This is a genomic window from Streptomyces sp. NPDC059003 (assembly GCF_042740445.1).
GTDB lineage: Bacteria > Actinomycetota > Actinomycetes > Streptomycetales > Streptomycetaceae > Streptomyces.
In genome coordinates, this window is the sequence record NZ_JBHYJH010000027.1 from 14165 (window position 1) to 39201 (window position 25037).

Here is a 25037-nt window from a genome sequence, read left to right on the forward strand (position 1 = left end):
GTTAGACACGCAGTCCGCGTCAGAGGCCCGGTCCCTTCCAGGGGTCGGGTCTCTGACCTGCCGTGGCCGTTCACCGGTACTAAGGACTCCGTTTATCGGATTGGTAAAGAACCACAACCACGTCTGTTGTCAGGGACCTCACAGGCGGAAGTATCCCCGTACCGAGGGATTGACCAAATCTATGTGCGGGAGGCCCCACTTGAGACGTACCCCGATGACCACGAGGACCCGGCGGGCGGTGACGCTCGGGTCTGCGGGCTCGCTCGTTGCGGTGACGCTGATAGCCGGGGCGCCCGCCGCGCCCGCGGCGCGCGCCCAGGGTACGGGTGAGGCCCGTACCGCGTACGCCAAGGACCGCGAGGCCCGCGGCGCGGCCGTCGCCGCGGCCCGGGCGGCCAAGAAGGGCATCGACTGGCAGGACTGTCCCAAGGAGTGGGAGCTCCCGCAGCCGGTCCAGTGTGGCTGGATCACCGTGCCTCTCGACTACGCCAAGCCGAACGGCAAGCAGATCAAGCTGGCCGTCGACCGTGCCGTCAGCACGGGCACCAAGGAGGAGCGGCAGGGCTCCCTGGTGTACAACCCGGGCGGCCCCGGTGCCTCCGGCATGGGCTTCCCGCTGCGCGTCGCGAACAAGCTGCCGCTGTGGGAGAAGACCTCGAAGGCGTATGACTTCGTCGGGTTCGACCCGCGCGGTGTGGGCCGCTCCACGCCCATCTCCTGCGTCGACCCGCAGGAGTTCGTGAAGGCGCCGAAGCTCGACCCGGTGCCCGACTCCGCGGCCGACAAGCGCGCCCAGCGCAAGCTCGCCGCCGAGTACGCGGACGGCTGCAAGGAGCGCAGCGGCTGGATGCTGCCGCACATGACGACGCGGAACAGCGCCCGTGACCTCGATGTCCTGCGCGCCGCGCTCGGCGACAAGAAGCTCAACTACCTGGGCGTCTCCTACGGCACCTACCTGGGCGCCGTGTACGCCACGCTCTTCCCGTCGCACGTGCGCCGCATGGTCGTCGACTCGGTCGTGAACCCGTCGAAGGAGAAGATCTGGTACGAGGCCAACCTCGACCAGGACGTCGCCTTCGAGGTCCGGCTCAAGGACTGGATGACCTGGGTCGCCAAGTACGACTCGACCTTCCACCTGGGTGACACGCAGGAGAAGGTGTACGCGCAGTGGACCAAGCTGCGCGCCGAGGCCAAGCGGGCGCCGTTCGGCGGTGCCGTCGGCCCGGCCGAGCTGATCGGGTACTTCCAGAAGGCGCCGTACTACGACTCCTACTGGGTCAGGATCGCCACGAACTGGAGCAAGTTCGTCGCCGGTGACCGCGAGCCGCTGATCAAGGCCGCCGCCCCGGACATGTCCGACATCGCGGGCAACAAGGACGCGGAGAACGGCAACGCCGTCTACACCGCCGTCGAGTGCGCGGACGCCAAGTGGCCCACCAGCTGGAAGAAGTGGGACCGGGACAACACCCGCCTCCACAAGGACCACCCGTTCATGACCTGGGCCAACGCCTGGATGAACCTGCCCTGCGCCACCTGGCCCAGCAAGCAGCACCAGCCGACCGAGGTCAAGACCGGCAAGGGCCTGCCCCCGGTCCTGATCGCCCAGTCCACGCGTGACGCGGCCACCCCGTACGAGGGCGCCGTCGAGCTGCACAAGCGGCTCAAGGGCTCGCGTCTGATCACCGAGAAGGACGCCGGTTCGCACGGCATCACCAACCTGGCGAACCCCTGCCTGAACGAGCGGGTCGACGCCTACCTGCTGACCGGCAAGGTCGACAGCCAGGACGTGACGTGCGCGCCGCACGCCACGCCCAAGCCGTAACGCCGTAGCGCACCCCGGTGGCTACTGGGAGATCGCCTCAAGCCTCGGCTGCGCGATCTCCCGGTAGTCCGCGGTGCTCAGCGCGAGCGAGCGGTCCAGACGGGCCGCGTTGAAGAACAGCTCCTCGTGGGCCAACAGGTCGGGATCCACGACCAGTTCGAGCTCGGGGTCGAAGGAGAACGGCAGGATCGTGCCGCTCACGCTCCCCGAGAGCCGCTCCGCGACCTCCTGCGTCGCGAAGCCCGCGTAGACCCCGCCGACCAGCGCCTTGATCGCGTTCAGGTCCACGCGCCGGTCGCCGGGCACGACCGCGAGGACGTACCGCTTCGTCTTCTTGTCCAGCTTCACCATCACCACGATGCACTTGGCGGCCTGCGCGAGCTCGTGGCCGCGCAGCGCGCTCACCGCCTCCGTGGCGCCCTCCGGTTCGTGCTCGATGACGCGGTACGCCGCGCCGCGCTCGTCAAGCAGTCCGATGAGCTTCGTGTACTGGGCGTGCTGCTCGGACACCTCAGGCCTCCCGCTGTGCCAGCCAGGCGTCCTCCGCCTGGTAGTCGAAGAGATCGATCACTGGATCATATGCGCGGGCCAGGGCGGGGAAGGCCGCCCGCCAGTCCCGCCCCCCGAGCCGGTCCACCAGCCAGCCGACCGTGTCCGGCAGCGAGTCGGCGTACGTCGTCACGGGCGCGTAGCCCAACTCCCGCTCGGCGGCGGACATGTCGTACACCACCGGATGCGCCGTGGTCCACGGCGTGAGGCCGACGCCCTTGCCGGGCGCCTCGCCGGGGACGAGGACCGTCTCGCTCTCGAAGCCCATGACGGCGTCGACCGCGGCGCCGATCTCCTGGACCGTGGGCGCGTCCGGGTCGGCCGCGTTGAGGATCCGCGGGCCCGGCTTCGCCGCGGCGAGCCGGATCAGCTCCGCCAGGTTCCGGGTGCTCGCCGGGTGGAAGCGGCTCGCGCCGCCCCGGCTCAGGACGCGGGTGCGCCGCCGGTCGAGGACGCGCTTGACGAAGTACAGCTCGCGCGGCGAGCGGCAGTGCGGGCCGTGCACCGCGCCCGCCCGGAGCAGCGTCGTCGGCAGCGCGTCACCGAGCGCGAGCAGGTCCCGTTCGAGGCGGACCTTCTTCGTGCCGTACGTGGCCTCGCCGGGCCCGACCGTCCGCTGGGTCTCGGGAATCGGCACCGGGTACCGCGGGAAGCCGTCGGGTTCGCCCTGGGTGTCGAAGCCGCGGCCCCGCTCGTCCTCGTACACCGCACCGCTGGAGATCACCACGGCCGACCCGACGCGGCCGGTGAGGGACCCCACCTGGCGGGCGTGTTCCGCGCCGTACGCGACCACGTCGACGAGTACGTCGCAGCCGTCCCCGACCAGCTCCGCGAGCGCCGCGTCGTCCTCGCGGTCGACGCGCGCCGCCCGCACGCCGTCCGGCCAGGCGTCGTCGCGCCCGCCCCCGCGCGAGGCCGCCGTCACCTCCCAGCCGTCCTCGGCGAGCGCCCGCACCGTCGCTCGCCCGATCTGTCCCGTCGCGCCGATCACCACCGCTTGTTTCATGACCGGACCGTACGGCCGGGGCGCGGCGGGCCGCAGGGGGTTTAGCGGTGAGCAGACGAGGACTTCGGGGCCGAATCAGCTCAGCGGCATCCTCGGGAACCGGTCCTGTAACGGCCGCCTGCCCGTGTGCTCGGCGGCCTCCTCCGCCTTCACCACGGCGGCGTACTTGTCGACGTACTCCTGACCGGAGAGGCCGAGGATCGCGTACATGATCTCGTCGGTGACCGCGCGCAGGACCGCCTTCTCGCCGTCCATGCCGACGTAGCGCGTGAAGTCCAGGGGCTCGCCGAAGCGGATCGTCACCCGCTTGAAGCGGGGCACGACCTGGCCGGGCGGCTGGGCCTCGAAGGTGCCGATCATCGCGCACGGGACCACCGGGACCTGGGCCTTGAGCGCCATCGCGGCCACGCCGACCTTGCCCTTGTACAGGCGCCCGTCGTGCGAGCGGGTGCCCTCGGGGTAGATGCCGAGGAGCTCGCCCTTGCGCAGGACGCCGAGCCCCTCGCGGATCGCGGCCTGCCCCGCCTCCTTGCCGGAGCGGTCCACGGGGATCTGCCCGGCGCTGCGGAAGAACGCGGCGGTGAGCCGGCCCTTCACGCCGGGGCCCGTGAAGTACTCGGCCTTCGCGAGGAAGGTGATGCGCCGCCTGATGATGGCGGGCATCAGGAAGTGGTCGGCGAACGACAGGTGGTTCCCGGCGACGATCGCCGCGCCGGTCTCCGGGATGTGCTCGAGGCCCTCGATCCTGGGCCGGAACATCAGCCGGAGCAGTGGCCCGAGGAGCACGTACTTGAGGAGTAGGTAGAACATGCGGGCGCCGCCTTCCCCCGGGGGTGGTGCCGACGCACAGTAGTCAATCGGCGGCCAGGAGGCGAGAGCCCGTTCGGGTCGTGTCGCGGGGCCGGGCGGGGGAGGCGTCGGCGTGCGTGCTGAGCGGGCGTCACGCTCCGGGGGTGCGCTGAGCCATGCGCTCACTCACTGTCACCGCCGCCCTGCTCGCGCTCGTGGCCGCCGCCGCACCCGCCGCCGCCACGCCCCGCGAGCGCGGCCTGATCCTCACGATCTCGGGCAGCCACCACACCTGGGCCCGCGGCGTCGTCCTGCACTGCGCGCCCGAGCCGTCCGGCCACCACCCGCACGCGCGGCAGGCCTGCGCCCAGCTCGACGCGGCGGACGGCGACCTCGACGCGCTGCCGGGGGAGCGGCGCCACTGCATCAAGGAGTACGACCCCGTCACCGCGAGCGCCACGGGCCCGCTCCGGGACCGGACGGTCACCTGGCGGCGGACGTACCCCAACGCGTGCGTGCTGCGCGCGGCGACCGGCGCCGCCTTCGCGTTCTGACGCCCGGGCAGCCTCGGCCGCCCGGGCCCCTCACGTCGTACGCGAGAAGATCATCGCCACCGTGATGAGCCCGAGGACGACCCAGCCGAACCACAGCCAGCCGTTGCTGCCGAGCGCCACCGTGTAGGCGGTCACCATGACAAGTCCGCCGATGGTGAACGCGCCCATCGTCTTCGTAGAACCCGGCATCGCCCTGCCTCCTCACGACAGACGGCCCCGGGCGTGTCCGGATTCCGGAGCGCCGAGACCGTGGCCTCGGAGCCATCCTCACCCGTGAGCGGGCCCCGCCGCTAGCGGCCGCGCGCGGCCAGTGCGGCCAGATAGGCGTTGTACTCCTCCAGCTCCTTGTCCCCGTTGCGGTCGGCGGCGCGGTCCTTGCGGCGGCCTTCGCGCTGGTCGGAGCGGTACCACTGGAAGAGCAGGGCGATCAGGACGAGCACCGAGGGGATCTCGCTGAACGCCCAGGCGATGCCGCCCGCCGCGTTCTGGTCGGCGAGCGCTTCGACGCCGAGCGAGGCCGGCGGGTTCTTGTACGTGTCGATCATGGGCTCGGACGCCATCATCAGCGCGATGCCGAAGAACGCGTGGAACGGCATGCCCGCGAACAGCTCCAGCATCCGCATCAGATAGCCGGGGCGGTGCGGGCCCGGGTCCACGCCCATGATCGGCCAGAAGAAGATCAGGCCGACGGCGAGGAAGTGCACCATCATCCCGATGTGCCCGGCCTTGGAGCCCATGAGGGTGTCGAAGAGCGGCGTGAAGTACAGCGCGTAGAGGCTCGCGATGAACATCGGGATCGTGAACGCCGGGTGCGTGATGATCCGCATGTACCGGCTGTGGAGCAGCGCGAGCAGCAGTTCGCGCGGGCCCGTGCGGCCGCGGCCCGCGGGCGGCAGTGCGCGCAGCGTGAGCGTGATCGGCGCGCCGAGGAGCAGCAGGATCGGCGACAGCATGCTGATCACCATGTGCTGCACCATGTGCACGCTGAACAGGACCATGCCGTAGTCGTTGAGCTTGGTGCACATCACGAGCAGCACGCTCAGGACGCCCACGACGAACGCCACGGTGCGGCCGACGGGCCACTTGTCGCCGCGCCGTACGAGGCGGAGCACGCCCCAGCCGTACAGGGCGAGGGCCAGGATGCCGCCGATGAGGAAGAAGGGCTCGGCCGAGGGTTCGAGACCGCGGCTCAGGGTGAACGGCGGCAGGTCCATGTTCATCCCATGGTCCATGCCGTGCATGCCGTGCCCGCCGTGATCCATCCGCTGGCTCCTGTTTCGTGCAGAGAGTGAGAGGGTGCGCGGTGCTGTTTCGTACAGATTGTGCGCAGTGTGTCCGCACCAGAGTAGAACCGCCCCCGGCCGCGCTCGCGACCGGGGGCGGATTCAGGACCGCGTGCTTCCGCTCACAGCACGCACTCCGCTTCCTCGTACCGCTCCACGGGCACGGTCTTCAGGGTCTCGACGGCCTCGGCGAGGGACACCATCGCGATGTCCGTGCCGCGCAGCGCCGTCAGCTTGCCGAACTCGCCGCGGTGGACGGCCTCCACGGCGTGCCAGCCGAAGCGGGTGGCGAGCACGCGGTCGTACGCGGTGGGGGTGCCGCCGCGCTGGACGTGCCCGAGGATGACCGGGCGTGCCTCCTTGCCGAGGCGCTGCTCCAGTTCCAGGGAGAGCTGCCGGGCGATGCCCGCGAACCGCTCGTGGCCGTAGACGTCCTTGCCGCCCTCGTCGAACTCCATCGTGCCGGGCCGCGGCTTGGCGCCCTCGGCCGCGACGACGATCGCGAACTTCTTGCCCGCCGAGAACCGCTCGCCGACCTTGCGGGCCAACTCCTCGATGTCGAAGGGCCGTTCCGGTACGACGATGGCGTGCGCGCCCGCCGCCATGCCCGAGTGCAGCGCGATCCAGCCGGTGTGCCGGCCCATGACCTCGACGATCAGGACGCGCTGATGCGACTCGGCGGTGGTCTTCAGGCGGTCGAGCGCCTCGGTGGCGACGCCGACGGCGGTGTCGAAGCCGAACGTCACGTCCGTGGCCGCGATGTCGTTGTCGATGGTCTTCGGCACGCCGACGATTCTCAGGCCCGCGTCCGACAGGAGCCGGGCGGCCTTCAGCGTGCCCTCGCCGCCGATGGGGATGATCGCGTCGAGGCCGAGCTCGGCGACGTGGCCCTTGGCGCGCTCGACGCCGTCCCGCAGGTGCGCGGGCTGGACCCGGGACGAGCCGAGGATGGTGCCGCCGCGGGCCAGGATGCCGCCGACGGCGTCCAGGTCGAGCTTGCGGTAGTCGCAGTCGAGGAGGCCCTTCCAGCCGTCGTGGAAGCCGATGACCTCGTCGCCGTGGTCGACGACCGCGCGGTGCACGATGGAGCGGATGACGGCGTTCAGACCGGGGCAGTCACCGCCGGAGGTGAGGACACCAATACGCATGGTGCGGAAACCTTTGCAACGTGGGCGGAGAACCGGACCACGTCGTCCGGCAGGATTCCGGCAACCCTACCGGCGCACCACCCGGCCCCGCAGAGAACGCCCACCCACCGGACACGCGCACGTCCCACGGCTGCAGACAAACGCCGGACGGGCAGTTTCAGCCCGTCCGGCGTTTGAGGACGAGCGCGAAGCGCGACAAGAACGGCGCCCCACGCCGGGAGGTGCTAGGCCGGCTGCTGCGCCGCAGCGACCCGCTCGGCGCGCAACGCGTCGTACCAGCGGTCGTCCGTCGGCGGCAGCGCGTTCACATCGAGGGCCAGCTTGAGCAGCAGGTCCGCGATCAGCGGGTTACGGGCCAGGACCGGCCCGTGCATGTACGTCCCGAAGACCGTGCCGTTGTAGGCGCCTTCGGTGCCGTCACCCGTGCCGTTGCCCTTGCCCAGGCGGACGCGGGCCAGGGGGCGGGCGTTCGGGCCGACGTGGGTGACGCCCTGGTGGTTCTCGAAGCCCGTGAGCTCGGGGAGGCCGAGCTGCGGGTCGATGTCCGCGAGGACGTCGCCCACGCAGCGCTCGCCCTCGCCGCGCGTGGAGACCACGTCGAGCAGGCCGAGGCCCGGCTCGCGCTGGCCGAGGTCGTTGATGAACTCGTTGCCGAGGATCTGGTAGCCGGCGCAGACCGAGAAGACGATCGCGCCGTTGCCCACGGCCCGCTGGAGGCCGCCGTCGCGGCGCAGGCGCTCGGCCGCGAGCCGCTGCGGCCGGTCCTCGCCGCCGCCGATCAGATAGATGTCGCCGGAGGTGGGCACCGGCTGGTCGCTGCGCACGTCGTACCGCTCGACCTGGAGGCCGCGCTGGCGGGCGCGGCGCTCCACGACGAGGGCGTTGCCCTGGTCGCCGTAGGTGGACAGCAGGTCGGGGTAGACCCAGACCAGCCGCAGGCTGTTGTCGCTCATGCTCAATTCGTCCTCATCGTCCTCAGTGCCGGTCGGGGCGCCGTCAGTTGCCGACGCGGCGGCGCAGGTCCTGGAAGGCGGTGTAGTTCGCGATCGTCTCGATGCGTCCCGGCGGGGCCAGCTGCACGGCCTCGTCGAGGGTCTCGCAGACGCGGAAGTCCAGGCCCGCGACCTCCAGGCGTACGGCGAGGTCCAGCTTGCGGTCGCCGAGCACGAAGATCGGGTGGCCCGCGAGGCGGGTGTAGTCGACGTCCCACAGCCAGGAGGTGTCCGTGCCGTCGGCGCCGCGGGCGTTGACCGAGAGGATCACCGGGGACGGGGGCGGGTCGATCAGCGAAAACGTTTCGAGCCAGCCCGCCGGGTTCTTGGCGAGCAGCAGGCGCAGGTCGCGGCCCTGGAACTGCACCACGTCATAGCGTCCGGCGACGGCCTGCACCTGGTACATCCGCTCCAGGGCGACCTGCGGGGGCACGCCGAAGACGGCGGCGACGGCCGCCGACGAGGTGGCGTTGGCCTTGTTCGCCCGGCCGGGGAGCTGGAGGTGGATGGGCCAGGCCGAGCCGTGCGGGTCCAGGACGTGGTCGCCGGAGAGGGCCCAGCTGGGCGTGGGGCGGCGGAAGCCGCACTCGCCGCAGTACCAGTCGTCGCCGGGGCGCTGCATGACGCCGCCGCACGCCGGGCACGACCAGGCGTCGTCCTTCCAGGCCTGGCCCGCGGCCACCCACACCACGTTCGGCGAGGAGGAGGCGGCCCAGACGACCAGGGGGTCGTCGGCGTTGGCGATGACGACGGCCTTGGAGCCCGCGAGGCCCTCGCGCCACTTCTCGGCGAGCATGCGGGTCTCGGCGGCGCGGTCGAGCTGGTCGCGCGAGAGGTTGAGCAGCGCGATCGCCTTCGGGTCGACGTCACGGGCGACGCCCGCCAGGTACTTCTCGTCGACCTCGATCACGCCGTACTTCGCGTCGGATCCGCCCGCGAGGGCGGAGGTGATGCCGGCGGGCATGTTCGCGCCGAGGGCGTTGGACACGACCGGGCCGCTGGCGCGCAGGGCCTCGGCGATCAGGCGGGTCGTGGTCGTCTTGCCGTTCGTCGCCGAGACCAGGACCACATCCAAGTGGGTCGCGAGCCGTCCGAGGAGCTCCGGGTCGAGTCTGAGGGCGACCTTGCCGCCGATCACCGAACCGCTGCCGCGGCCCGCGACGCGCGACACCGCCGCGGCCGCCTTCCCCGCCGTCACGGCCAGCTTGGCCCGCGCCGACAGCGGGTCTGCACTGCCAGGGTGTCCTGCCATCGTTCTGGATCCTCCTTGCGTACGGCGCCGCGCCTGCCCGGCATCGTGTCGGGCCAGCCTATCGAGATCGACTGACAAGCCCGAATCGCACCACCCTCCGGGACCGCCGCCGTCTCCCAGGACCGTACTCTTGCCGCCATGCGACACGGCTCGATCCCGGGCGCCTCAGGGCGCGTACGACCTCTGACCCTGCTCGGTGACCCCGTGCTGCACACGCCCTGTGCGGAGGTGACCGACTTCGGGCCGCGGCTCGCGGAGCTCGTGGAGGACCTGTTCGCCACGATGTACGCGGCGCGGGGCGTGGGCCTGGCCGCCAATCAGATCGGCGTGGGCCTCAGGGTGTTCGTGTACGACTGCCCGGACGACGAGGACGTCCGGCACCTCGGGCACGTGGTGAACCCGCGCCTGGTGGACGTGGACGGCGTGACGGTGCGCGGCCCCGAGGGCTGTCTGTCGCTGCCGGGCCTGGAGGCGGCGACGCCGCGCTTCGACCACGCGGTCGTCGAGGGCGTCACGGCGGACGGGAAGCCGGTGCGGGTGCACGGCACCGGGTTCTTCGCGCGCTGCCTGCAGCACGAGAGCGACCACCTGGAGGGCGGAGTGTACACCGACCACGTCACGGGGTGGCGTCGTCGCCGGGTGCTGCGGCAGGCGGCGCGGGCACCCTGGGCGACGACGGCCTGACGGGCGCCCGGGGCGTCAGAAGCCGGGGCCGCCGACGCGGTTGCCCGCCGCGGCCAGGCGGCCCCACAGCAGGTCCGCGAGGCTGCGCACCAACTGGGCGCGGGAGCACGGCCGTTCGCCGAGCCACCAGTCGCCCGCCGCGTGCATCATGCCGACGATGCCGTGGCCCCACACGCGCGCGAGCTCGGCGCTCCCGGGGCCGAGGTCGACCCGCTCCTCGATGACCTCGGCGAGCTCCTCGCCCATGCGCCGCAGGAGCGGGGCGGAGTGCAGGCCGACCTCGAAGCGGCCGTCGCCCGCGTGGTCGCCGGAGGGGGCCGCCTCCGCCGGATGCATCAGGAAGCGGTAGACCTGCGGCCGGGCCTCGATGGCCGCTAGGTAGGTGTCGAGTGTCGCCTCCACCCGCTCCCTGCGCTCGGCGGGGGCGTCGAGGGCGGCCCTGAGCGAGTCGAGGAGCGCGTCCGTGTGGCGCTTGGCGAGCGCCGCGTACAGGCCGCCCTTGTCGCCGAAGTGCCGGTACAGGATCGGCTTGGTGATGCCCGCCTCGGCCGCGATGGCGTTCATCGAGGCGCCGGGGCCGTCGCGGAGCACGACCCGGTCGGCCGCCTCAAGGAGTTCGCGCCGTCGTTGCTCGGCGGACCGTTCCTTGTCGGTCCGCTGCGTGGTCTCCATGTGGTGTTCTCTCCGCCCGTGCGATGGCCTGCGCACGCGCAACGTAACACCCGCGCGGGGGTGCTCATCGAACGGGCTGCCGGGAGTTGACATCGGCTACCGGCCGGTAACAGACTCCAGTTACCGGAAGTAACGTAGCAGGGTTCCGCAGTTCTGGAGGGGTCATGGCCGAGTTCACCATGGAGCTCAACGACGAACAGAGGGAGGTCCGGGACTGGCTCCACGGGTTCGCCGCCGATGTGATCCGCCCCGCGGCCGCCGAGTGGGACGAGCGCGAGGAGACGCCCTGGCCGGTCATCCAGGAGGCGGCGAAGGTCGGGATCTACTCCCTGGACTTCTACGCCCAGCAGTACTTCGACCCCACCGGACTCGGCATACCCATGGCCATGGAGGAGCTCTTCTGGGGTGACGCGGGCATCGCCCTGTCCATCGTCGGCACCGGGCTCGCCGCCGTCGGCGTCCTCGCCAACGGCACCGAGGAGCAGATCGGCACCTGGATCCCGCAGATGTACGGCGACGTGAACGACGTGAAGGTCGCCGCCTTCTGCTCGTCCGAGCCGGACGCGGGCTCCGACGTCGCCTCCATGCGCACCCGCGCGGTGTACGACGAGGCCAAGGACGAGTGGGTGCTGAACGGCACCAAGACGTGGGCGACCAATGGCGGCATTGCCAACGTCCACGTGGTCGTCGCCGTCGTCGACCCCGACCTCGGCTCCAAGGGGCACGCCTCCTTCATCGTGCCGCCGGGCACCCCGGGCCTGTCCCAGGGCCAGAAGTTCAAGAAGCACGGCATCCGGGCCTCGCACACCGCCGAGGTCGTCCTGGAGGACGTGCGCGTGCCCGGCTCCTGCCTGCTCGGCGGCAAGGAGAAGCTGGACGAGCGGCTCGCCCGGGCCCGGGAGCGCGCGAAGAGCGTCGGCAAGGACGGGGAGCGCGTGAAGAACGCGGCCATGGCCACCTTCGAGGCCTCGCGGCCCGCCGTCGGCGCGATGGCCGTGGGCACGGCCCGCGCCGCGTACGAGGAGGCCCTCGAGTACGCCAAGACGCGTACGCAGTTCGGCCGCCCGATCATCGACAACCAGGGCGTCGCCTTCCAGCTGGCGGACATGCGCACGCAGATCGACGCGGCCCGCCTGCTCGTGTGGCGGGCCTCCTGGATGGCGATCGCGGGCAGGAAGTTCGAGAACGCCGAGGGCTCGATGTCGAAGCTGTTCGCCAGCGAGACCGCCAAGAAGGTCACCGCCCAGGCGATCCAGATCCTCGGCGGCAACGGCTACACGCGCGAGTACCCCGTGGAGCGCATGCATCGGGACGCCGCGATCTACACGATCTTCGAGGGCACGAGCGAGATCCAGCGCCTGGTGATCGCGCGCACCCTGTCGGGCCTGCCGATCCGCTGACACGCGTGGGGGACCGGGGGGCGATGTGACCGCATCGCCCCCTGGTTGACGTCATGTGCATGCCCTTACGGTGGGCGCGTCGCCGTCCTGAGGAGTGCCCATGCGCATACGTCCCTCGACCTGGCTGCTCTCCGCCCTCGCCACCGCCGCCGCGGTCACCGCCACCGCGCTCGCCCTGCCCCAGGGAGGTGACCGGAGACCGGACGACCGGGCCGCCCCCGCCGCGCTCGACGCGCGCCCCGCGGGCAAGGCGCGGCCCGACGCGCGGGACGTGGTGCTCGCCGTCCACGGCGGCGCGGGGACCGCGCTCGACCGGGACAAGACGACCCCGGAGCGCGAGAAGGCGTACCGGGACGGGCTCACCGCGGCCCTGAAGGCCGGGCAGCGGAACCTCGACAAGGGCGGTTCGAGCCTGGACGCCGTCCAGGCGGCCGTCGCGAAGCTGGAGGACGACCCGCTGTTCAACGCGGGCAAGGGGGCCGTGTTCACCGCCGACGCGGGCCATGAGCTGGACGCGTCGATCATGCGGGGCTCGGACCTGAAGGCCGGCGCCGTGGCGGGCGTGAAGAGCCTGCGCAACCCCATCGAGGGCGCCCGGCTCGTCATGGACAAGTCCAAGCACGTGCTGCTCGCGGGCGAGGGCGCCGACGACTTCGGCGCCCGGCACGGCCTCAGGACCGTCACCCAGGACTACTACTGGACGCAGGCCCGCTGGGACGCCCTGATGGCCGCCAAGGAGGCGGAGAAGGGCAACAAGAAGGCCGCGGACTCCCCGGCGGCCCTGGCCGACGCGCAGTCCAAGGGCACGGTCGGCGCGGTCGCCGTGGACGGGCGGCGCGACCTGGCGGCGGCGACCTCGACCGGCGGCATGACCAACAAGCTGCCGGGCCGCGTCGGCGACTCGCCCCTCATCGGCTCGGGCACGTACGCGAAGAACGGCACGGTCGCGGCGAGCGCCACCGGCGCCGGTGAGGTGTTCATCCGGGGCGCGGCGACCTCGACGATCTCCAACCTCATGGAGTTCAAGCGCGTGGGCGTCGCGGCCGCCGCGTACGAGGTGATCGTCAAGCGGCTCCCGGCCCTCGGCGGCGACGGCGGCGTGATCGCGCTCGCCCCGAACGGCGACTTCGACGCCCCGCACAGCAGCCCCGGCATGCTGCACGGCTATCTGACGAAGGACGGCAAGGTCGTCACGAAGATCTTCCCGGACGAGACCCCGCCGAACAGCTAGCCGCCGCGACGCCCGAGGGTAGGCAGGAAAACTTGCAAGGTAACCTGCCTATCTCCTAGGGTGGTGTCATGGCTGAGACGTCCGAGAACCTGGCTGCCGACCTCACGACCACCGTGCGACGCCTGGTGCGCAGGCTGCGCACCGCGTCGCCGGAGACCGGTCTGACCACCTCGCAGCGGTCCGCGCTCTCCCTGCTCGACGAGGGATCCGCGACCACCGCGGCCCTGGCCCGCGCCGAACACGTCCGGCCGCAGTCGATGCGGCTCACCATCGGCGCGCTCGAAGCCGAAGGGCTCGTCGGGCGCGCGCCGGACCCCGACGACGGGCGCCAGTCCGTGGTGTCCATGACCGACAAGGGCCGTGCGGTGCTCGCCGAGACGCGGGCCGCCAAGCACACCTGGCTCGCGGCGGCCATCGCCGACCGGCTCGACGAGCGCGAGCGGGAACAACTGGCCGACGCGGTCGCGCTGTTGGAACGGCTGATCCGTCCGTGAACCGCCCGGACACGGAGCGCCCGCCCGCACCCACCGCGGACAAGCCGCGCGCCTTCGGGGCGCGGCTCACGGCGCCCCTGCTGCTCGGCTCGGTCCTCAACCCGCTGAACACCACGATGATCTCCACGGGGTTGGTGGCCATCGGGCACGACTTCGGCGTCGGGCCCGCCGGCACCGCCTGGCTCGTCTCCGTCCTGTACCTGGCGAGCGCCGTCGCCCAGCCCGTCCTCGGCAAGCTCGCCGACAGCGTCGGGCCGCGCCGGGTCTTCCTCGGCGGGCTCGTCGGCGTCGTGGCGTCCGGGCTCGTGGGCGCGCTCGCGCCGGGCTTCGGCTGGCTGCTCGTGTCCCGGCTGCTCCTCGGCGTCGGTACGTCGGCCGCGTACCCGGCGGCGATGGCGGTCCTGCGGGACGAGTCGCGGCGGGTCGGCGTCGCCACGCCGCGCACCGTCCTCGGGCGGCTCTCCTTCGCCGCGCTCGGCAGCGCCGCCGTCGGGCCCACGCTCGGCGGGCTGCTCGTCGCGGTCGCCGGGTGGCGCGGCATCTTCGCCGTCAACGTCCCCGTGGCCCTGGTCGCGTTCGTCGGCGCGCTGTGGTGGATCCCCGCCGACGCGCCCCGCGACCGCGCCTGCGAGCGCGGCGGGCACGCGCTCGACTCGCTCGGCATCCTGCTGTTCACCGGCGCCCTGAGCTGTCTGGTCTTCTTCCTGCTCGACCTGCGGCACCCGCTGTGGTGGCTGCTCGCGCCCGTGGCCGTCCTGGGCGCCGTCCTGACCTGGTGGCAGCTGCGCCACCCGCGCCCGTTCATCGACCTGCGGATGCTGGGCCAGAACCGCGCCCTCACCCGCACCTATCTGCGGCACGGCCTGAGCTATCTGGTCGTCTACTGCGCGATGTACGGCTTCAGCCAGTGGCTGGAGGAGGCGCGCGGCCTGTCCTCGCTGCACACGGGGCTCGTCCTGCTTCCCATGTCCCTGGCGGCCCTCGTCTGTTCGCTGCTCGGCGCGCGGACGAAGGGCATCCGCGCGCCGCTCACCGTGGCCGCCGTGCTGCTCGCCGCGGGCAGCGGTGTGCTGTTCCTCACCACCGGCTCCACCCCGCTCGCGGTGCTGCTCGTCGCCGGGGCCTGCTTCGGCGTCCCGCAGGGCCTGATCGGCACCGGGAACCAGGCCGCCGTGCAGGAGTTCGCGCCCGCCGACGCCATCGGCTCCGCCGCCGGACTCCAGCGCACCGCGCAGTACGTCGGCGCCATCACCGCATCCGGCCTGATCGGCCTCGCCTACGGACAGCGGGCCACCGACAGCGGCCTGCACCTCATGACCGGGGTCGCCGCCGTCCTCGCCCTCGCCCTGATCGCCCTGACCCTCACCGACCGGGCGCTGGGGCCCGGCGCCCCGACCACCCGTACGAGAAAGGCACACCCATGACCGCCACCACCCTCGACCCGAAGACCGCGCTCGTCCTCGTCGACCTCCAGAAGGGCATCACCGCCCTGCCCACCGTCCATCCGGCCGCCGAGGTCGTCGAGCGCGGTGCCCGGCTCGCCGCCGCCTTCCGCGCGCACGGACTGCCCGTCGCCCTCGTCCGGGTCGTGGGCCGTGCCCCCGGGCGCACCCAGGTCACGCTCGGCGGGGGCGGCGAGCCGCCGTCGGACTGGGCCGAGCTGCGGCCCGAGCTCGACCGGCAGGACGGCGACATCGTCGTCAGCAAGCACCAGTGGGGCGCCTTCCACGGCACCGACCTCGACCTCCAGCTGCGCCGCAGGGGCGTCACACAGGTCGTCATCGGCGGCATCGCGACCGCCTTCGGCGTGGAGTCGACGGCCCGCGCGGCCCACGAGCACGGCTACCACGTCACGGTCGCCGTCGACGCCGTGACCGACCTCGACGAGCGGACCCACCGCAACAGCGTCGAGCGGGTCTTCCCGCTGCTCGGCGAGACGGACACCACGGACGCGATCATCAAGCTGCTCGGCTGAGCGGCCTGCGCGTCGCGGCTGAGCGGGCCCCCGGGGTGCGGCTGAGCGGGCCTACGGCTTGTACACGTACGGCGTGGTCGTGCTCAGCTCCTCGAAGCCGAGCCGGCGCAGGATCGGGCGGCTGTCGCTGGTCGCGTCGACCTGGAGGTAGCGCACGCCGCGTGCGGCCGCGAGCCGGGCGCGGTGGGCGATCAGCGAGCGGTAGATGCCGCGCCCGCGCCATGCCGCCACCGTGCCGCCGCCCCACAGGCCCGCGAAGTCCGTGCCCGGCTGGAACTCCAGGCGTGCCGAACTCACCGGCGCGTCACCGGCGAGGGCGACGACCGCGGCGACCTTGTCGGGCGTCGCGGTCAGCTGGTCGAGGACCTGGCGGCCGAGCGCGGTGCCGTCCGTGCCGAAGGCCTGCTCGTGCACGGAGACCATGAGGTCCACACCGGCGGCGTCCGTCACCGGGACCAGGCGGATCCCCTCGGGCGGAGCGGCGTCCGACGGCAGCTCGGCGACGTCGGCGACCATCAGCGTCTCGGCGGGCTCGGGCGTGAAGCCGGCCGCGAGCAGCCGCTCGGGCAGGTCGTGCGGCAGGTCGTGGGAGTACAGCTTCCACTCGAACTCCCGGCCCAGGGAGGCGAAGTGCCGGACCTGCGCGGCGATCGCCTCATCCGCGGTGTCCGCGTCGAGGTCCGACCAGACGACGGCGCTCCAGTCGTGGGCGGCGCCGACGTGCCGGATCACCCCGCCCGTCCGCTCCACGGTCACGCCGGGACCGTCGGGGTCCAGCTTCTGCCGAATCTGCCGTTCGTACGCCGCGAGTACCGCTGCTTGATCCATCCGGTCACTTCAGCAGGAGGGCGGGCGGCGCGGCAACGGAATTTCCGCCGCGCCGCCCGCCTCTCGCCGCCGCGGCCTCGGGCCTCGCTGTCGGCCCCGGGCGCGCCCGCCGCCCTCAGGAGCGCCCGCCGCCGTCCTCAGGACTGCCAGCGGCAGCGCAGGGCCGCGGTGGCGAACCCGGGGCCGAAGGCGACGGTGTAGCCGCGCGCGCCGTCCGCGGGCGGGTCGTGATGGGTGCGCTCCAGGACCCGGAGGATGCTGACGCCGCCGATGTTCCCCTCGTGGGCGAGGGTCTCCGTGGAGTGCCGTGCGTCGTGGTCACCGAGGCCGAGGGCGGCCGCGGTGTCCGTGATGATGCGCGGGCTTCCGGGGTGGATGACGGCGAACTCGGGGCGGTCGTCGCCGACCCAGTCCTTCAGCTGCGGCAACACGTCGTGCGCCGCCGACAGCGCCTGCTTCGTAGACACGAAGTGGATACCGTCGGTGTTGATCATGCCCGCCTGCCGCTCGATGCTGTGCGGAAGGACGTACTCGAAGGTGTCCTCGATCACGAGGCCGGGGCCGAGCGGTTCGCCGGTGACGACCGTCGCGGCGGCCGCGTCGCCGAACAGCGCCTTGTAGATCATCGACTCGATGGTGGTGTCCGCGTGGTGGTAGATGCCGGACAGGGCCTCGCCCGCGACCACGAGGACCTTGCTGCCGGGCCGCGCGGCGACCAGGTCGGCGGCGCGGATCAGCGCCTGGGTGCCGCCCGGGCACGCCACCGTGGTGAGGGCGACCCTGCGCACCGTGGGGCGCAGCCCGAGCCGCTCGATGAGGTTGATGTCGAGGTTCGGGATGCTCCAGCTGGTGGTGTGGGTGGTGACGACGGCATCGATGTCCTGTGCGTCGAGCCCGGCCGCCTCCAGGGCCGCGGTGGCCGCGCGCTCGGCCATGGCGAGCACGTCGGTGAACACCGCGCGGGTGCGGTCCTCGATGCCCGCTCTGCCCGAGATCGTGGGCGCGCCGAGGGGGCGGGTGAAGTAGCGGGTCTGGACGCCGCAGTTGCCCACGACCCGCAGGAACGCGCGCAATCGGGGGTGGTCGGGATGGTGGACACGGATGTCGTCGGCTATCTCCGCTGTGGTGACCTTGTGGTCGCCCACGACGGTCAGCGGTCTGAGCACATGTGCTGGCATGGAGGCGGCTCCCACGGGCGCAGTCGGATGTGGGCATCTGGAGCCAAAGTACTGCACCACATCGAACATGCGTCCTGTCGTGCCGCTCCCACCCCGGCCGCCGCGTGAGCAGGGCGAACGCCGACGGGCGGGCCGAGGGGATCATGACGGGGCCGGTGGCCCGTGGGGCCAAGGGGAATCGTGGGGAGCGGGGGTCAGGAGGAGCGGAGCATGGGCGCGCGCGGGTGCGAGCGCTCCTTGCCGGGGTGGAAGACGAGCATCATCAGGCGGGCGCCGGGCGCCGTCAGGGGCTGCGCCGCGCACATCGTGACCCACCCCGGGCCCTTCTGGGCGTGCAGGAGCGGGCGCTCGTCGCCGTCGGGGTGGGGGTAGGGCCGCCCGGCGCTGTAGAGCGGGGCGGTCTCGGGGTCGGCGAGGACCTCCTTCTCGATCTGGCGCAGGGTCTCGTCCTCGGGCCGGGCGGCGAGGGCGCCGCGCAGCTGGGGGAGGACCAGCGGGGCCCAGGCCGTGTGCCAGTCGAGGAGGATCTCGCGGCCGACCGGGTCGAGGACCATCCACCGCATGACGTTCGTCGGCGCCTGGCCGTCCGGGAACATCCGCGTGAAGGCCTCGTTGTGGGCGAGCATGTCCCAGGACGCGTCTGTGACGTACGCCATGTGCCGCACGCCGTCGACGGCTTCCTGCCAGACCCCGGGGACCTCCTTGCCGGACGACAGGTGCAGCGGCCCGGGGGGATCCTGGAGCAGGGCATAGCGGCACAGGGACACCCATTCCTGCTCATTGAGCCCGAACAGGCGGGCCACGTCGCGCAGCAGGGCGCTCGGGGGGTTGGGGTAGTTGCCGGACTCGAGGCGGTGGTACGTACCAAGGGTGCGGTGGAGGAGCTGGTCCACCTGGTGCTGGGACAGTCCCGGGGCGCGTCTGCCCTGCCCCGTCGTCCGGACGAAGCCGTGCGATTCGGGGGCGATGAGGGCGCGTCGTTCGCGGAGCAGAGCGCGCAGCGCCGTCTTGTTCATGGTGGGTAATCCCTCTTCGTACACGCCGAGTTGAGCGTCAGCAGTCTAAATATTCGCATCTTCTTTGGGCATAAACATTGCCTGAAGAAAACGATCAGTCGGTGCGGCATCATGGAGTACGCGAGACCACCGACCTGCAGGTTTGATCGTCGGAGGGCTCGTGGGCACAACTCAGGGGCATCTTGTCCGGGGAGCGAGAAAATGGCTGAAATTCCTCGGCGCGGGATACCCCCTAGGCCTACGGGGTCGTAGTCGGGGAGTGCGCGGGACCGGTTGTTCGTATTCCGATCTGTGTGGTCGGAAACTGAGCAGTGTGTACCTGCGTGGCTGTTACTGCCCGGTTCGGTTCCTGGGTTCACTGGCTGCGGCCGGTGCCGTCACTCGCCATTACGTAGCGGCCACGGTACCGGCCGCCCGTGTTGTTCCGGGCGGCTCGCGTGGCCGGTATTCGCTCAAGGGGCCTGAGTCGGTGTCCGGGGCCGTTGTTCCGTCGCACCGAGTGCGCGCACTTGTCTTTCCGCCTCGGCCAGGATCTCTGTAAGCCCGAGCCCGTAGCGCGCGTCGCACGGGTGCGGCTCACCGCCGGCCGCCGCGGCCGCGAGCGCGGCGACCGCTGACCGAAACGCGTCGCCCGAATCACCCCACCCCGTCTCCCCGGAAACCGGCGGCGAGACCGTCCCGCCCTCGCCGCGGAACTCGAGCACATGACCCGACGCCGCCTCCGGGGCGCGCAGCGTCAGGGCCGCCGTGCTCGACGCGCCACCGGCGTGCCGCAGGATCAGATGGACGGCGTCGGCCGGGCCCGGCGCGGCCGTCACCGACGTGACCTGGCCGAGCACCGCCGTCAGGACGGACAGCGCGTGCGGCCCGACGTCCCACAGGCCGCCCTTGCTCGCCCGCCACGGCGAGTCGAAGGCCCCGGTGCCGTCGGCCGCGTAGAACGCGCTGTACCAGTCGGCGCGGCCCGTGAACCAGGGGCCGCCGGCCGCCTGTTTCGCCAGCCAGTCGGCCGTGGGCGGGGCGAAGCGCAGGGTGAGGAAGACCACGGAGGCCACCCCCGCGCGCTCCACCTCGGCGACGACGGCGCGCGCCGCCTGCGGGGTGGTGGCCACCGGCTTGTCGAGCAGCAGGTGGCAGCCCGCCGCCGCGGCACGCACGGCGAGCGGCGCCTGCACGTCCGGCGGCACGGCGAACGCCACGGCGTCGCTCGCCGCGAAGAGGGCGTCCACGTCCGCGTACGCCGTGGTGGCGTGCGCGCCCGCGAGCGCCGTGGCCGCCTCCGGGCGGCGGCCCCATATGCCCGACAGTTCGGCGTCCGGGTGCGCGGCGAGCACCGGCGCGTGCGTCGCCGTCGCCCACGGACCCGTACCGATCAAACCCACACGAAGTCTGCTCATGGCCGCAGTATGGCGGAGGGTGCTGTGGCCGCCCCATGGCCCCGTCGGTGGTCGTCGACCGACGCTTCTCGGCCGCCGGTGCGGGAACAGTGTGTTCTACGGTGTACGGGAAAGCGAATATGGTCCGGACCTACTCGCGGTACGCCCTCACGTACCCGGTGAAGAACGTTCACGGGATCGGCTCAGGCGCACCGTCAAGCCGCCTTGCTTTCTCAACGATCCGTCAACTGTTGCCCCTTGAATGGCAATTCACGAGGCCTGGTGAATTGCCATTCACTCGTTACCGGGGGAATGTGCCGGGGAAACATACGGACTGCCCACCTCCGGCGGGGAGTTTCCGACATCATCCGTTTTATTCGGTGCGCACGTGATTGCTCGCTTCTGTCCGGACCCGAACGTCCCGTCGGGGCCGGTCCGGCACGGCCCGTTCGTGGCCCGCGCGGCCCCGGTCGACCTACCCTCGGACTCGGCCGTCGAACTGGGCGGCCACCGAAGGAAAGTGACGCCATGCCCAGCTCGACCTCGCACCCGGCGCCGGTACCGCCGGGCTCCGCGCGCCGCGACGCCGAAGCGACCAAGGCCGCCATCGTGCGCGCCGCCCGCCATCTGCTCGCGCGGCACGCGCACACCGACATCACGCTCAAGGCGGTGGCCGAACGCGCCGGTGTGAGCCCGCCGTTGGTGCTGAAGTACTTCGGCAGCAAGGACGCCCTGTTCGCGCAGATCATGTCCTTCGAGGCCGACGCCGCGGCCGTCCTCGACGCGCCCCTGGAGGACCTCGGCCGCCACATGGTGCACCACCTGCTGACCAGCCAGGCCGAGCAGGGCGCCGACCCCATCCTGCGCATCGTGTACGCGCCGTTGCACCGCGAGCACGGCTATGTGCTGCGCGCCAATTTCCGTACGCAGGTGGTGCGCAGGCTCGGCGACCGCCTTCCGGGCCCCGACGCGGGGCTGCGCGCCGAGCTGGCCGTGGGCATGCTGCTCGGCCTCGGGGTGATGTACGGCATCGCGCGCGGGCCCCATCTGCGGGCGACGGCGATAGCAGAGATCACCGACCGGTACGCGCCCGCCGTCCAGGCCTGTCTGACGCCGGAGTGTTGAGCGAATCTTTACGGATGGCTGGAATCCGGCGTTCCAGTTGGTGCCGGGGCGGGGTCCGGTGTGCCGAGGGCGGGTGCGGCCCCATGGTGATGTCTTGACCTTCGGCGGGTTGCGGCCGAAACGCCGTGGGTCGGGCGGGTGCGCCGGGTTACGGGCGTGTTGACCGTATGCGGCCGGAGGCGGAGTCTGGCGATATAGCTGCTAGATACAACTATTTTCGTGGAGGCATTCCGCATGTGCGGCATCACCGGCTGGGTCTCTTTTGACCGTGATCTGCGCGCCCAGGGGCAGGCCCTCGACGCGATGACCGAGACGATGGCCTGCCGCGGCCCGGACGACCGCGGCACCTGGGCCGAGGGGCCCGCGGCGCTCGGGCACCGGCGCCTGGCGATCATCGACCTGCCGGGCGGGCGCCAGCCCATGACGGCCACGACCCCCGGCGGCACGGTGGCGCTCGTGTACTCCGGTGAGACGTACAACTTCACCGAGCTGCGCGCCGAACTGGCCGGACTCGGGCACGAGTTCACCACCTCGTCCGACACCGAGGTCGTCCTGCGCGGCTACCTCCAGTGGGGGGAGGAGGTCGCCGAGCGGCTGAACGGGATGTACGCGTTCGCCGTGTGGGACGGGCGCCGCGACCGCCTGGTGATGATCCGCGACCGCATGGGCATCAAGCCCTTCTACTACTACCGGACCCCCGACGGCGTTCTGTTCGGCTCCGAGCCCAAGGCGATCCTCGCCAACCCGCTGGCCCGCGCGCGCGTGGGCGTCGAAGGCCTGCGTGAGGTCTTCGCCTTCGTGAAGACGCCGGGGCACGCCGTGTGGGACGGCATGCGCGAGGTCGAGCCCGGCACCGTCGTCACCGTCGACCGCGCGGGCCTGCGCACCCGGACCTACTGGCGCCTGGAGACCCGCCCGCACACGCACGGGCGCGAGGAGAGCGTGGCGCACGTCCGCTCGCTGCTCGACGACATCGTGCGCCGCCAGCTCGTGTCCGACGTGCCGCGCTGTGTGCTGCTCTCCGGCGGGCTCGACTCCTCCGCGATGGCGGCGCTCGCCGCCCACCAGCTCGCGGGCACGGGCGAGACCCTGCGCAGCTTCTCCGTCGACTTCGCGGGCCAGACCGACCACTTCGTCGCCGACGAACTGCGCGGCACCCCGGACACCCCGTACGCCCATGACGTCGCGCGCCTCGCCGGCACCGACCACCGCGACATCGTCCTCGACTCCCAGGCGCTCGCCGACCCCGAGGTGCGCGCGAAGATGCTCACGGCGCGCGATCTGCCCGTCGGCTTCGGCGACATGGACGCATCGCTCTACCTGCTGTTCCAGGCGATCCGCGAGCACTCGACGGTCGCGTTCTCCGGCGAGTCGGCGGACGAGGTCTTCGGCGGCTACCTCCAGTTCTTCGACGAGGACGCCCGCCGCGGCACCACCTTCCCCTGGCTCGTGCGGAACGCCGAGACCCTCGGCGACGACACGGGCGTCCTGCGCCGGGACGTCCTCGACTCCCTCGACCTGTCGACGTACGTGGGCGACAGCTACGCCACGGCCGCGGCCGCCGTCGAACGCCTCGACGGCGAGAGCGACTTCGAGTACCGCATGCGCACGATCAGCCACCTCTACCTGACCCGGTTCGTGCGCGTGCTGCTCGACCGGAAGGACCGCGCGAGCATGGCGGTGGGCCTGGAGGTGCGGGTGCCGTTCTGCGACCACCGGCTCGTCGACTACGTCTACAACGCGCCCTGGGCGCTGAAGTCCTTCGACGGCCGCGAGAAGTCGCTGCTGCGCGAGGCGGCCGCGGACCGGCTCCCGCGGTCGGTCTACGACCGGGTGAAGAGCCCGTATCCGTCCACGCAGGACCCCAAGTACGCCTTCGCGCTCCAGGAGCACGCGAAGAACCTCCTGGCCGATCCGGACCACCCGGTCTTCGGCCTCGTCGACCGGGAGGCCCTGCGCCGCCTCGCGCAGCGGGACACCCCGCAGATCAGGCAGGCGTCGCGGCGCGGCCTGGAGCGGGCGCTCGACCTGGCCGTGTGGTTCGACCTGTACAAGCCCGAGGTGTCACTGGCCTGAGGCGTCGCAGGTCCGAGCTGTCACTGGCCCGGGCAGCTGCGCACCGTCGGCTGCGGCGGCGGCACCGGATCCCGGTCCGCCGCCGTCGCGAGCGTGTCCAGGAACCGCTGCAGCGCGGGGGCGGCCCCGGCCTCCAGGCGGCGCCGCACCGGCGGCACGGACGCGCCGCGCCGGGGCCCGCGGGGGTCGGCGTCGCCCCTGATGTGGACGGCCGCCACGCGGCGTATGAACTCCGCGGCCGTGATCCCGAGCCGGTCCGCGTGCCGCAGCACGGCGTCGTACTCGTCGGGTGAGAACAAGACCTGCACAGGCTTGGCGCCGTCCATGGACGCATGATGCCGTCCTGTCCGGTCGCGCGCGGCGGGGTTGGCATATTCCGCTCGATGGGGTGGCCGCACGCGGAACGGGTGGCGCGGCGGGGCGGGTGCCGGAGCGCGGTGGGGTGGCCGTGCCGGAGCGTCCCGGTGGACAGGGGAGAGCCCCGGCCGGACGGGGGAATCGCGGTCGGGGCTCTTATCTTGTTCAACGGTGAAATAGGCAGGGGCGTTCCCTCCGGCGATTCCGCTTATGTGTGATCTGCGTTACTCGCGGCTTCTCGTCGCCTCTCGTGGCTTCTCGTGGCTTCTCGTCCGGAGTCCGCCAGGTGTACTCAGCACCACCCCACGCTCGGTGCGTACGCCCAATGTGCCCGCGTCCCCGCGTCCGTAGCTTCGTGAGTGGGGCGCGGCACGTGCCTCCTGTGAAGCGCCGAGAAGGGATACGGGGTCATGTTCGGACAGTTTCGCCGCACGCGCGGGGCCGGATCCGCCAGGAGCGCGGAAGCGCTGCGACTCGTCAAGGTCAGCAAGGCGTACGGCAGCGACGACAGCGTCGTCCGGGCGCTCGACGGGGTCTCGCTCAGCCTGCCCGCCGGGACGTTCACCGCCGTCATGGGTCCCTCGGGCTCCGGCAAGTCGACGCTGCTCCAGTGCGCGGCCGGCCTCGACCGGGCCGACAGCGGCATCGTCATGGTGGACGGCGAGCAGATGACGGGCGGCACCGAGGCGGCGCTCACCAAGTTCCGGCGGCAGCGCGTCGGCTTCGTCTTCCAGCAGTACAACCTCCTCGACACCCTCACCGTCGAGCAGAACACCACGCTGCCGCTGCGGCTCGCAGGACGCCGCGTCGACCGCCGCCACGCCCGGGACATCCTGAACCGGGTCGGCCTCGGCGAGCGGCTCGGACACCGGCCCGACCAGCTCTCCGGCGGCCAGCGCCAGCGCGTGGCCATCGCGCGTGCCCTGGTCACCGAGCCCAGCGTGATCTTCGCGGACGAGCCGACCGGCGCGCTCGACACCCGCAGCGCGCGTGAGGTGCTCCGGCTGCTCCAGGACGCGGTGCGGGTGCACGGCAGGACCGTGGTGATGGTGACGCACGACCCGGTGGCGGCGTCGTACGCGGACTCGGTGCTCTTCCTCGCGGACGGCCGCCTCGCCGGGCACATGGAGCGGCCGACGGTCGACGCGGTCGCCGAGCGCCTCGCGCACCTCGGGGACGCGGTCGCCGCCCAGGACAGTGCCCGCCACGACGTGCCCGTGGGGGTGTGAG

25 protein-coding genes are annotated in these 25037 nt (G+C 72.0%); 11 read left to right on the plus strand and 14 right to left on the minus strand.

Going from position 1 to position 25037, the window contains the following annotated elements; translation table 11 throughout:
- The first annotated feature begins 214 nt into the window (after positions 1-214).
- Positions 215-1822 carry an alpha/beta hydrolase gene (locus ACFWZ5_RS13295; protein WP_384890724.1) on the plus strand — a complete coding sequence of 536 codons (1608 nt, stop codon included), beginning with the start codon at positions 215-217 and terminating at the stop codon, positions 1820-1822.
- Between the two features lie 21 nt (positions 1823-1843).
- On the opposite strand, the gene ACFWZ5_RS13300 is transcribed toward ACFWZ5_RS13295, so the two are convergent.
- From ACFWZ5_RS13300 to ACFWZ5_RS13310, 3 genes are all read right to left on the minus strand, one after another.
- Complete coding sequence (locus tag ACFWZ5_RS13300) at positions 1844-2332, minus strand: YbaK/EbsC family protein (protein WP_384790479.1); 489 nt, start codon at positions 2330-2332, stop codon at positions 1844-1846.
- Position 2333: 1 nt separating this feature from the next.
- Positions 2334-3377, minus strand: coding sequence for an NAD-dependent epimerase/dehydratase family protein (locus tag ACFWZ5_RS13305; protein WP_384790476.1), 1044 nt, complete (start codon positions 3375-3377; stop codon positions 2334-2336).
- Positions 3378-3452: 75 nt separating this feature from the next.
- A complete protein-coding gene (locus ACFWZ5_RS13310) occupies positions 3453-4187 on the minus strand; it encodes a lysophospholipid acyltransferase family protein (RefSeq protein ID WP_384790473.1) in 735 nt (244 codons plus the stop codon).
- Between the two features lie 155 nt (positions 4188-4342).
- On the opposite strand from ACFWZ5_RS13310, the gene ACFWZ5_RS13315 reads away from it, so the two are divergent.
- A complete protein-coding gene (locus tag ACFWZ5_RS13315; protein ID WP_384790470.1) occupies positions 4343-4720 on the plus strand; it encodes an SSI family serine proteinase inhibitor in 378 nt (125 codons plus the stop codon).
- Positions 4721-4750: 30 nt separating this feature from the next.
- Here the strand turns inward: ACFWZ5_RS13315 and ACFWZ5_RS13320 are convergent, their stop codons facing one another.
- The 5 genes from ACFWZ5_RS13320 to ACFWZ5_RS13340 form a co-directional block, all read right to left on the minus strand.
- Complete coding sequence (locus ACFWZ5_RS13320) at positions 4751-4909, minus strand: hypothetical protein (protein ID WP_384790468.1); 159 nt, start codon at positions 4907-4909, stop codon at positions 4751-4753.
- 101 nt (positions 4910-5010) lie between these two features.
- On the minus strand, positions 5011-5982 hold the full coding sequence (locus ACFWZ5_RS13325) for a cytochrome c oxidase assembly protein (RefSeq protein WP_384790465.1): 972 nt from the start codon (positions 5980-5982) through the stop codon (positions 5011-5013).
- Between the two features lie 143 nt (positions 5983-6125).
- The gene (locus ACFWZ5_RS13330) at positions 6126-7151 is read right to left on the minus strand and encodes a 6-phosphofructokinase (RefSeq protein WP_384790463.1); all 1026 of its coding nucleotides are present in this window, start codon (positions 7149-7151) and stop codon (positions 6126-6128) included.
- Positions 7152-7375: 224 nt separating this feature from the next.
- Positions 7376-8104, minus strand: coding sequence for a type 1 glutamine amidotransferase (locus ACFWZ5_RS13335; RefSeq protein WP_384790460.1), 729 nt, complete (start codon positions 8102-8104; stop codon positions 7376-7378).
- 43 nt (positions 8105-8147) lie between these two features.
- Complete coding sequence (locus ACFWZ5_RS13340) at positions 8148-9395, minus strand: MurT ligase domain-containing protein (RefSeq protein ID WP_384790457.1); 1248 nt, start codon at positions 9393-9395, stop codon at positions 8148-8150.
- A gap of 138 nt (positions 9396-9533) precedes the next feature.
- On the opposite strand from ACFWZ5_RS13340, the gene def reads away from it, so the two are divergent.
- The gene (def, locus tag ACFWZ5_RS13345; protein WP_384790454.1) at positions 9534-10079 is read left to right on the plus strand and encodes a peptide deformylase; all 546 of its coding nucleotides are present in this window, start codon (positions 9534-9536) and stop codon (positions 10077-10079) included.
- 15 nt (positions 10080-10094) lie between these two features.
- Here the strand turns inward: def and ACFWZ5_RS13350 are convergent, their stop codons facing one another.
- Entirely contained in the window at positions 10095-10751 is a 657-nt protein-coding gene (locus tag ACFWZ5_RS13350; protein WP_384790451.1) for a TetR family transcriptional regulator, read from the minus strand.
- Between the two features lie 164 nt (positions 10752-10915).
- Between ACFWZ5_RS13350 and ACFWZ5_RS13355 the strand changes: the two genes are divergently transcribed.
- The 5 genes from ACFWZ5_RS13355 to ACFWZ5_RS13375 all read left to right on the plus strand — a co-directional run bounded on the left by ACFWZ5_RS13355 (position 10916) and on the right by ACFWZ5_RS13375 (position 15851).
- Positions 10916-12151, plus strand: coding sequence for an acyl-CoA dehydrogenase family protein (locus ACFWZ5_RS13355; protein WP_384790448.1), 1236 nt, complete (start codon positions 10916-10918; stop codon positions 12149-12151).
- Positions 12152-12251: 100 nt separating this feature from the next.
- Positions 12252-13382: an isoaspartyl peptidase/L-asparaginase family protein gene (locus ACFWZ5_RS13360; RefSeq protein WP_384790446.1), complete on the plus strand. Its 1131-nt coding sequence runs from the start codon at positions 12252-12254 to the stop codon at positions 13380-13382.
- A 68-nt stretch (positions 13383-13450) separates the two neighbouring features.
- On the plus strand, positions 13451-13876 hold the full coding sequence (locus ACFWZ5_RS13365; protein WP_384790443.1) for a MarR family winged helix-turn-helix transcriptional regulator: 426 nt from the start codon (positions 13451-13453) through the stop codon (positions 13874-13876).
- Positions 13873-15300, plus strand: coding sequence for an MFS transporter (locus tag ACFWZ5_RS13370; RefSeq protein WP_384790441.1), 1428 nt, complete (start codon positions 13873-13875; stop codon positions 15298-15300). The genes ACFWZ5_RS13365 and ACFWZ5_RS13370 overlap by 4 nt, the downstream gene beginning before the upstream one ends.
- Positions 15297-15851 (plus strand): isochorismatase family protein, encoded by a 555-nt coding sequence (locus tag ACFWZ5_RS13375; RefSeq protein WP_384790438.1) that lies wholly within the window; start codon positions 15297-15299, stop codon positions 15849-15851. The genes ACFWZ5_RS13370 and ACFWZ5_RS13375 overlap by 4 nt, the downstream gene beginning before the upstream one ends.
- A 51-nt stretch (positions 15852-15902) precedes the next feature.
- On the opposite strand, the gene ACFWZ5_RS13380 is transcribed toward ACFWZ5_RS13375, so the two are convergent.
- The 4 genes from ACFWZ5_RS13380 to ACFWZ5_RS13395 form a co-directional block, all read right to left on the minus strand.
- Positions 15903-16679, minus strand: a complete 777-nt coding sequence (locus ACFWZ5_RS13380) for a GNAT family N-acetyltransferase (protein ID WP_384790435.1) — start codon at positions 16677-16679, stop codon at positions 15903-15905.
- Between the two features lie 137 nt (positions 16680-16816).
- Positions 16817-17857 (minus strand): PhlD, encoded by a 1041-nt coding sequence (locus tag ACFWZ5_RS13385; RefSeq protein WP_384790432.1) that lies wholly within the window; start codon positions 17855-17857, stop codon positions 16817-16819.
- A 194-nt stretch (positions 17858-18051) separates the two neighbouring features.
- The gene (locus ACFWZ5_RS13390) at positions 18052-18873 is read right to left on the minus strand and encodes a helix-turn-helix domain-containing protein (RefSeq protein ID WP_384790429.1); all 822 of its coding nucleotides are present in this window, start codon (positions 18871-18873) and stop codon (positions 18052-18054) included.
- Positions 18874-19325: 452 nt separating this feature from the next.
- Positions 19326-20270, minus strand: a complete 945-nt coding sequence (locus ACFWZ5_RS13395) for a Gfo/Idh/MocA family protein (protein ID WP_384790426.1) — start codon at positions 20268-20270, stop codon at positions 19326-19328.
- 507 nt (positions 20271-20777) lie between these two features.
- Here ACFWZ5_RS13395 and ACFWZ5_RS13400 point away from each other — a divergent pair.
- Both ACFWZ5_RS13400 and asnB read left to right on the plus strand, forming a co-directional pair.
- On the plus strand, positions 20778-21374 hold the full coding sequence (locus ACFWZ5_RS13400) for a TetR family transcriptional regulator (protein WP_384790423.1): 597 nt from the start codon (positions 20778-20780) through the stop codon (positions 21372-21374).
- A 234-nt stretch (positions 21375-21608) separates the two neighbouring features.
- Complete coding sequence (gene asnB / locus ACFWZ5_RS13405; RefSeq protein ID WP_384790509.1) at positions 21609-23450, plus strand: asparagine synthase (glutamine-hydrolyzing); 1842 nt, start codon at positions 21609-21611, stop codon at positions 23448-23450.
- Between the two features lie 20 nt (positions 23451-23470).
- On the opposite strand, the gene ACFWZ5_RS13410 is transcribed toward asnB, so the two are convergent.
- On the minus strand, positions 23471-23776 hold the full coding sequence (locus ACFWZ5_RS13410) for a hypothetical protein (RefSeq protein ID WP_384790420.1): 306 nt from the start codon (positions 23774-23776) through the stop codon (positions 23471-23473).
- Positions 23777-24217: 441 nt separating this feature from the next.
- Between ACFWZ5_RS13410 and ACFWZ5_RS13415 the strand changes: the two genes are divergently transcribed.
- Entirely contained in the window at positions 24218-25036 is an 819-nt protein-coding gene (locus ACFWZ5_RS13415; protein WP_384790417.1) for an ABC transporter ATP-binding protein, read from the plus strand.
- Position 25037 lies beyond the last annotated feature (1 nt).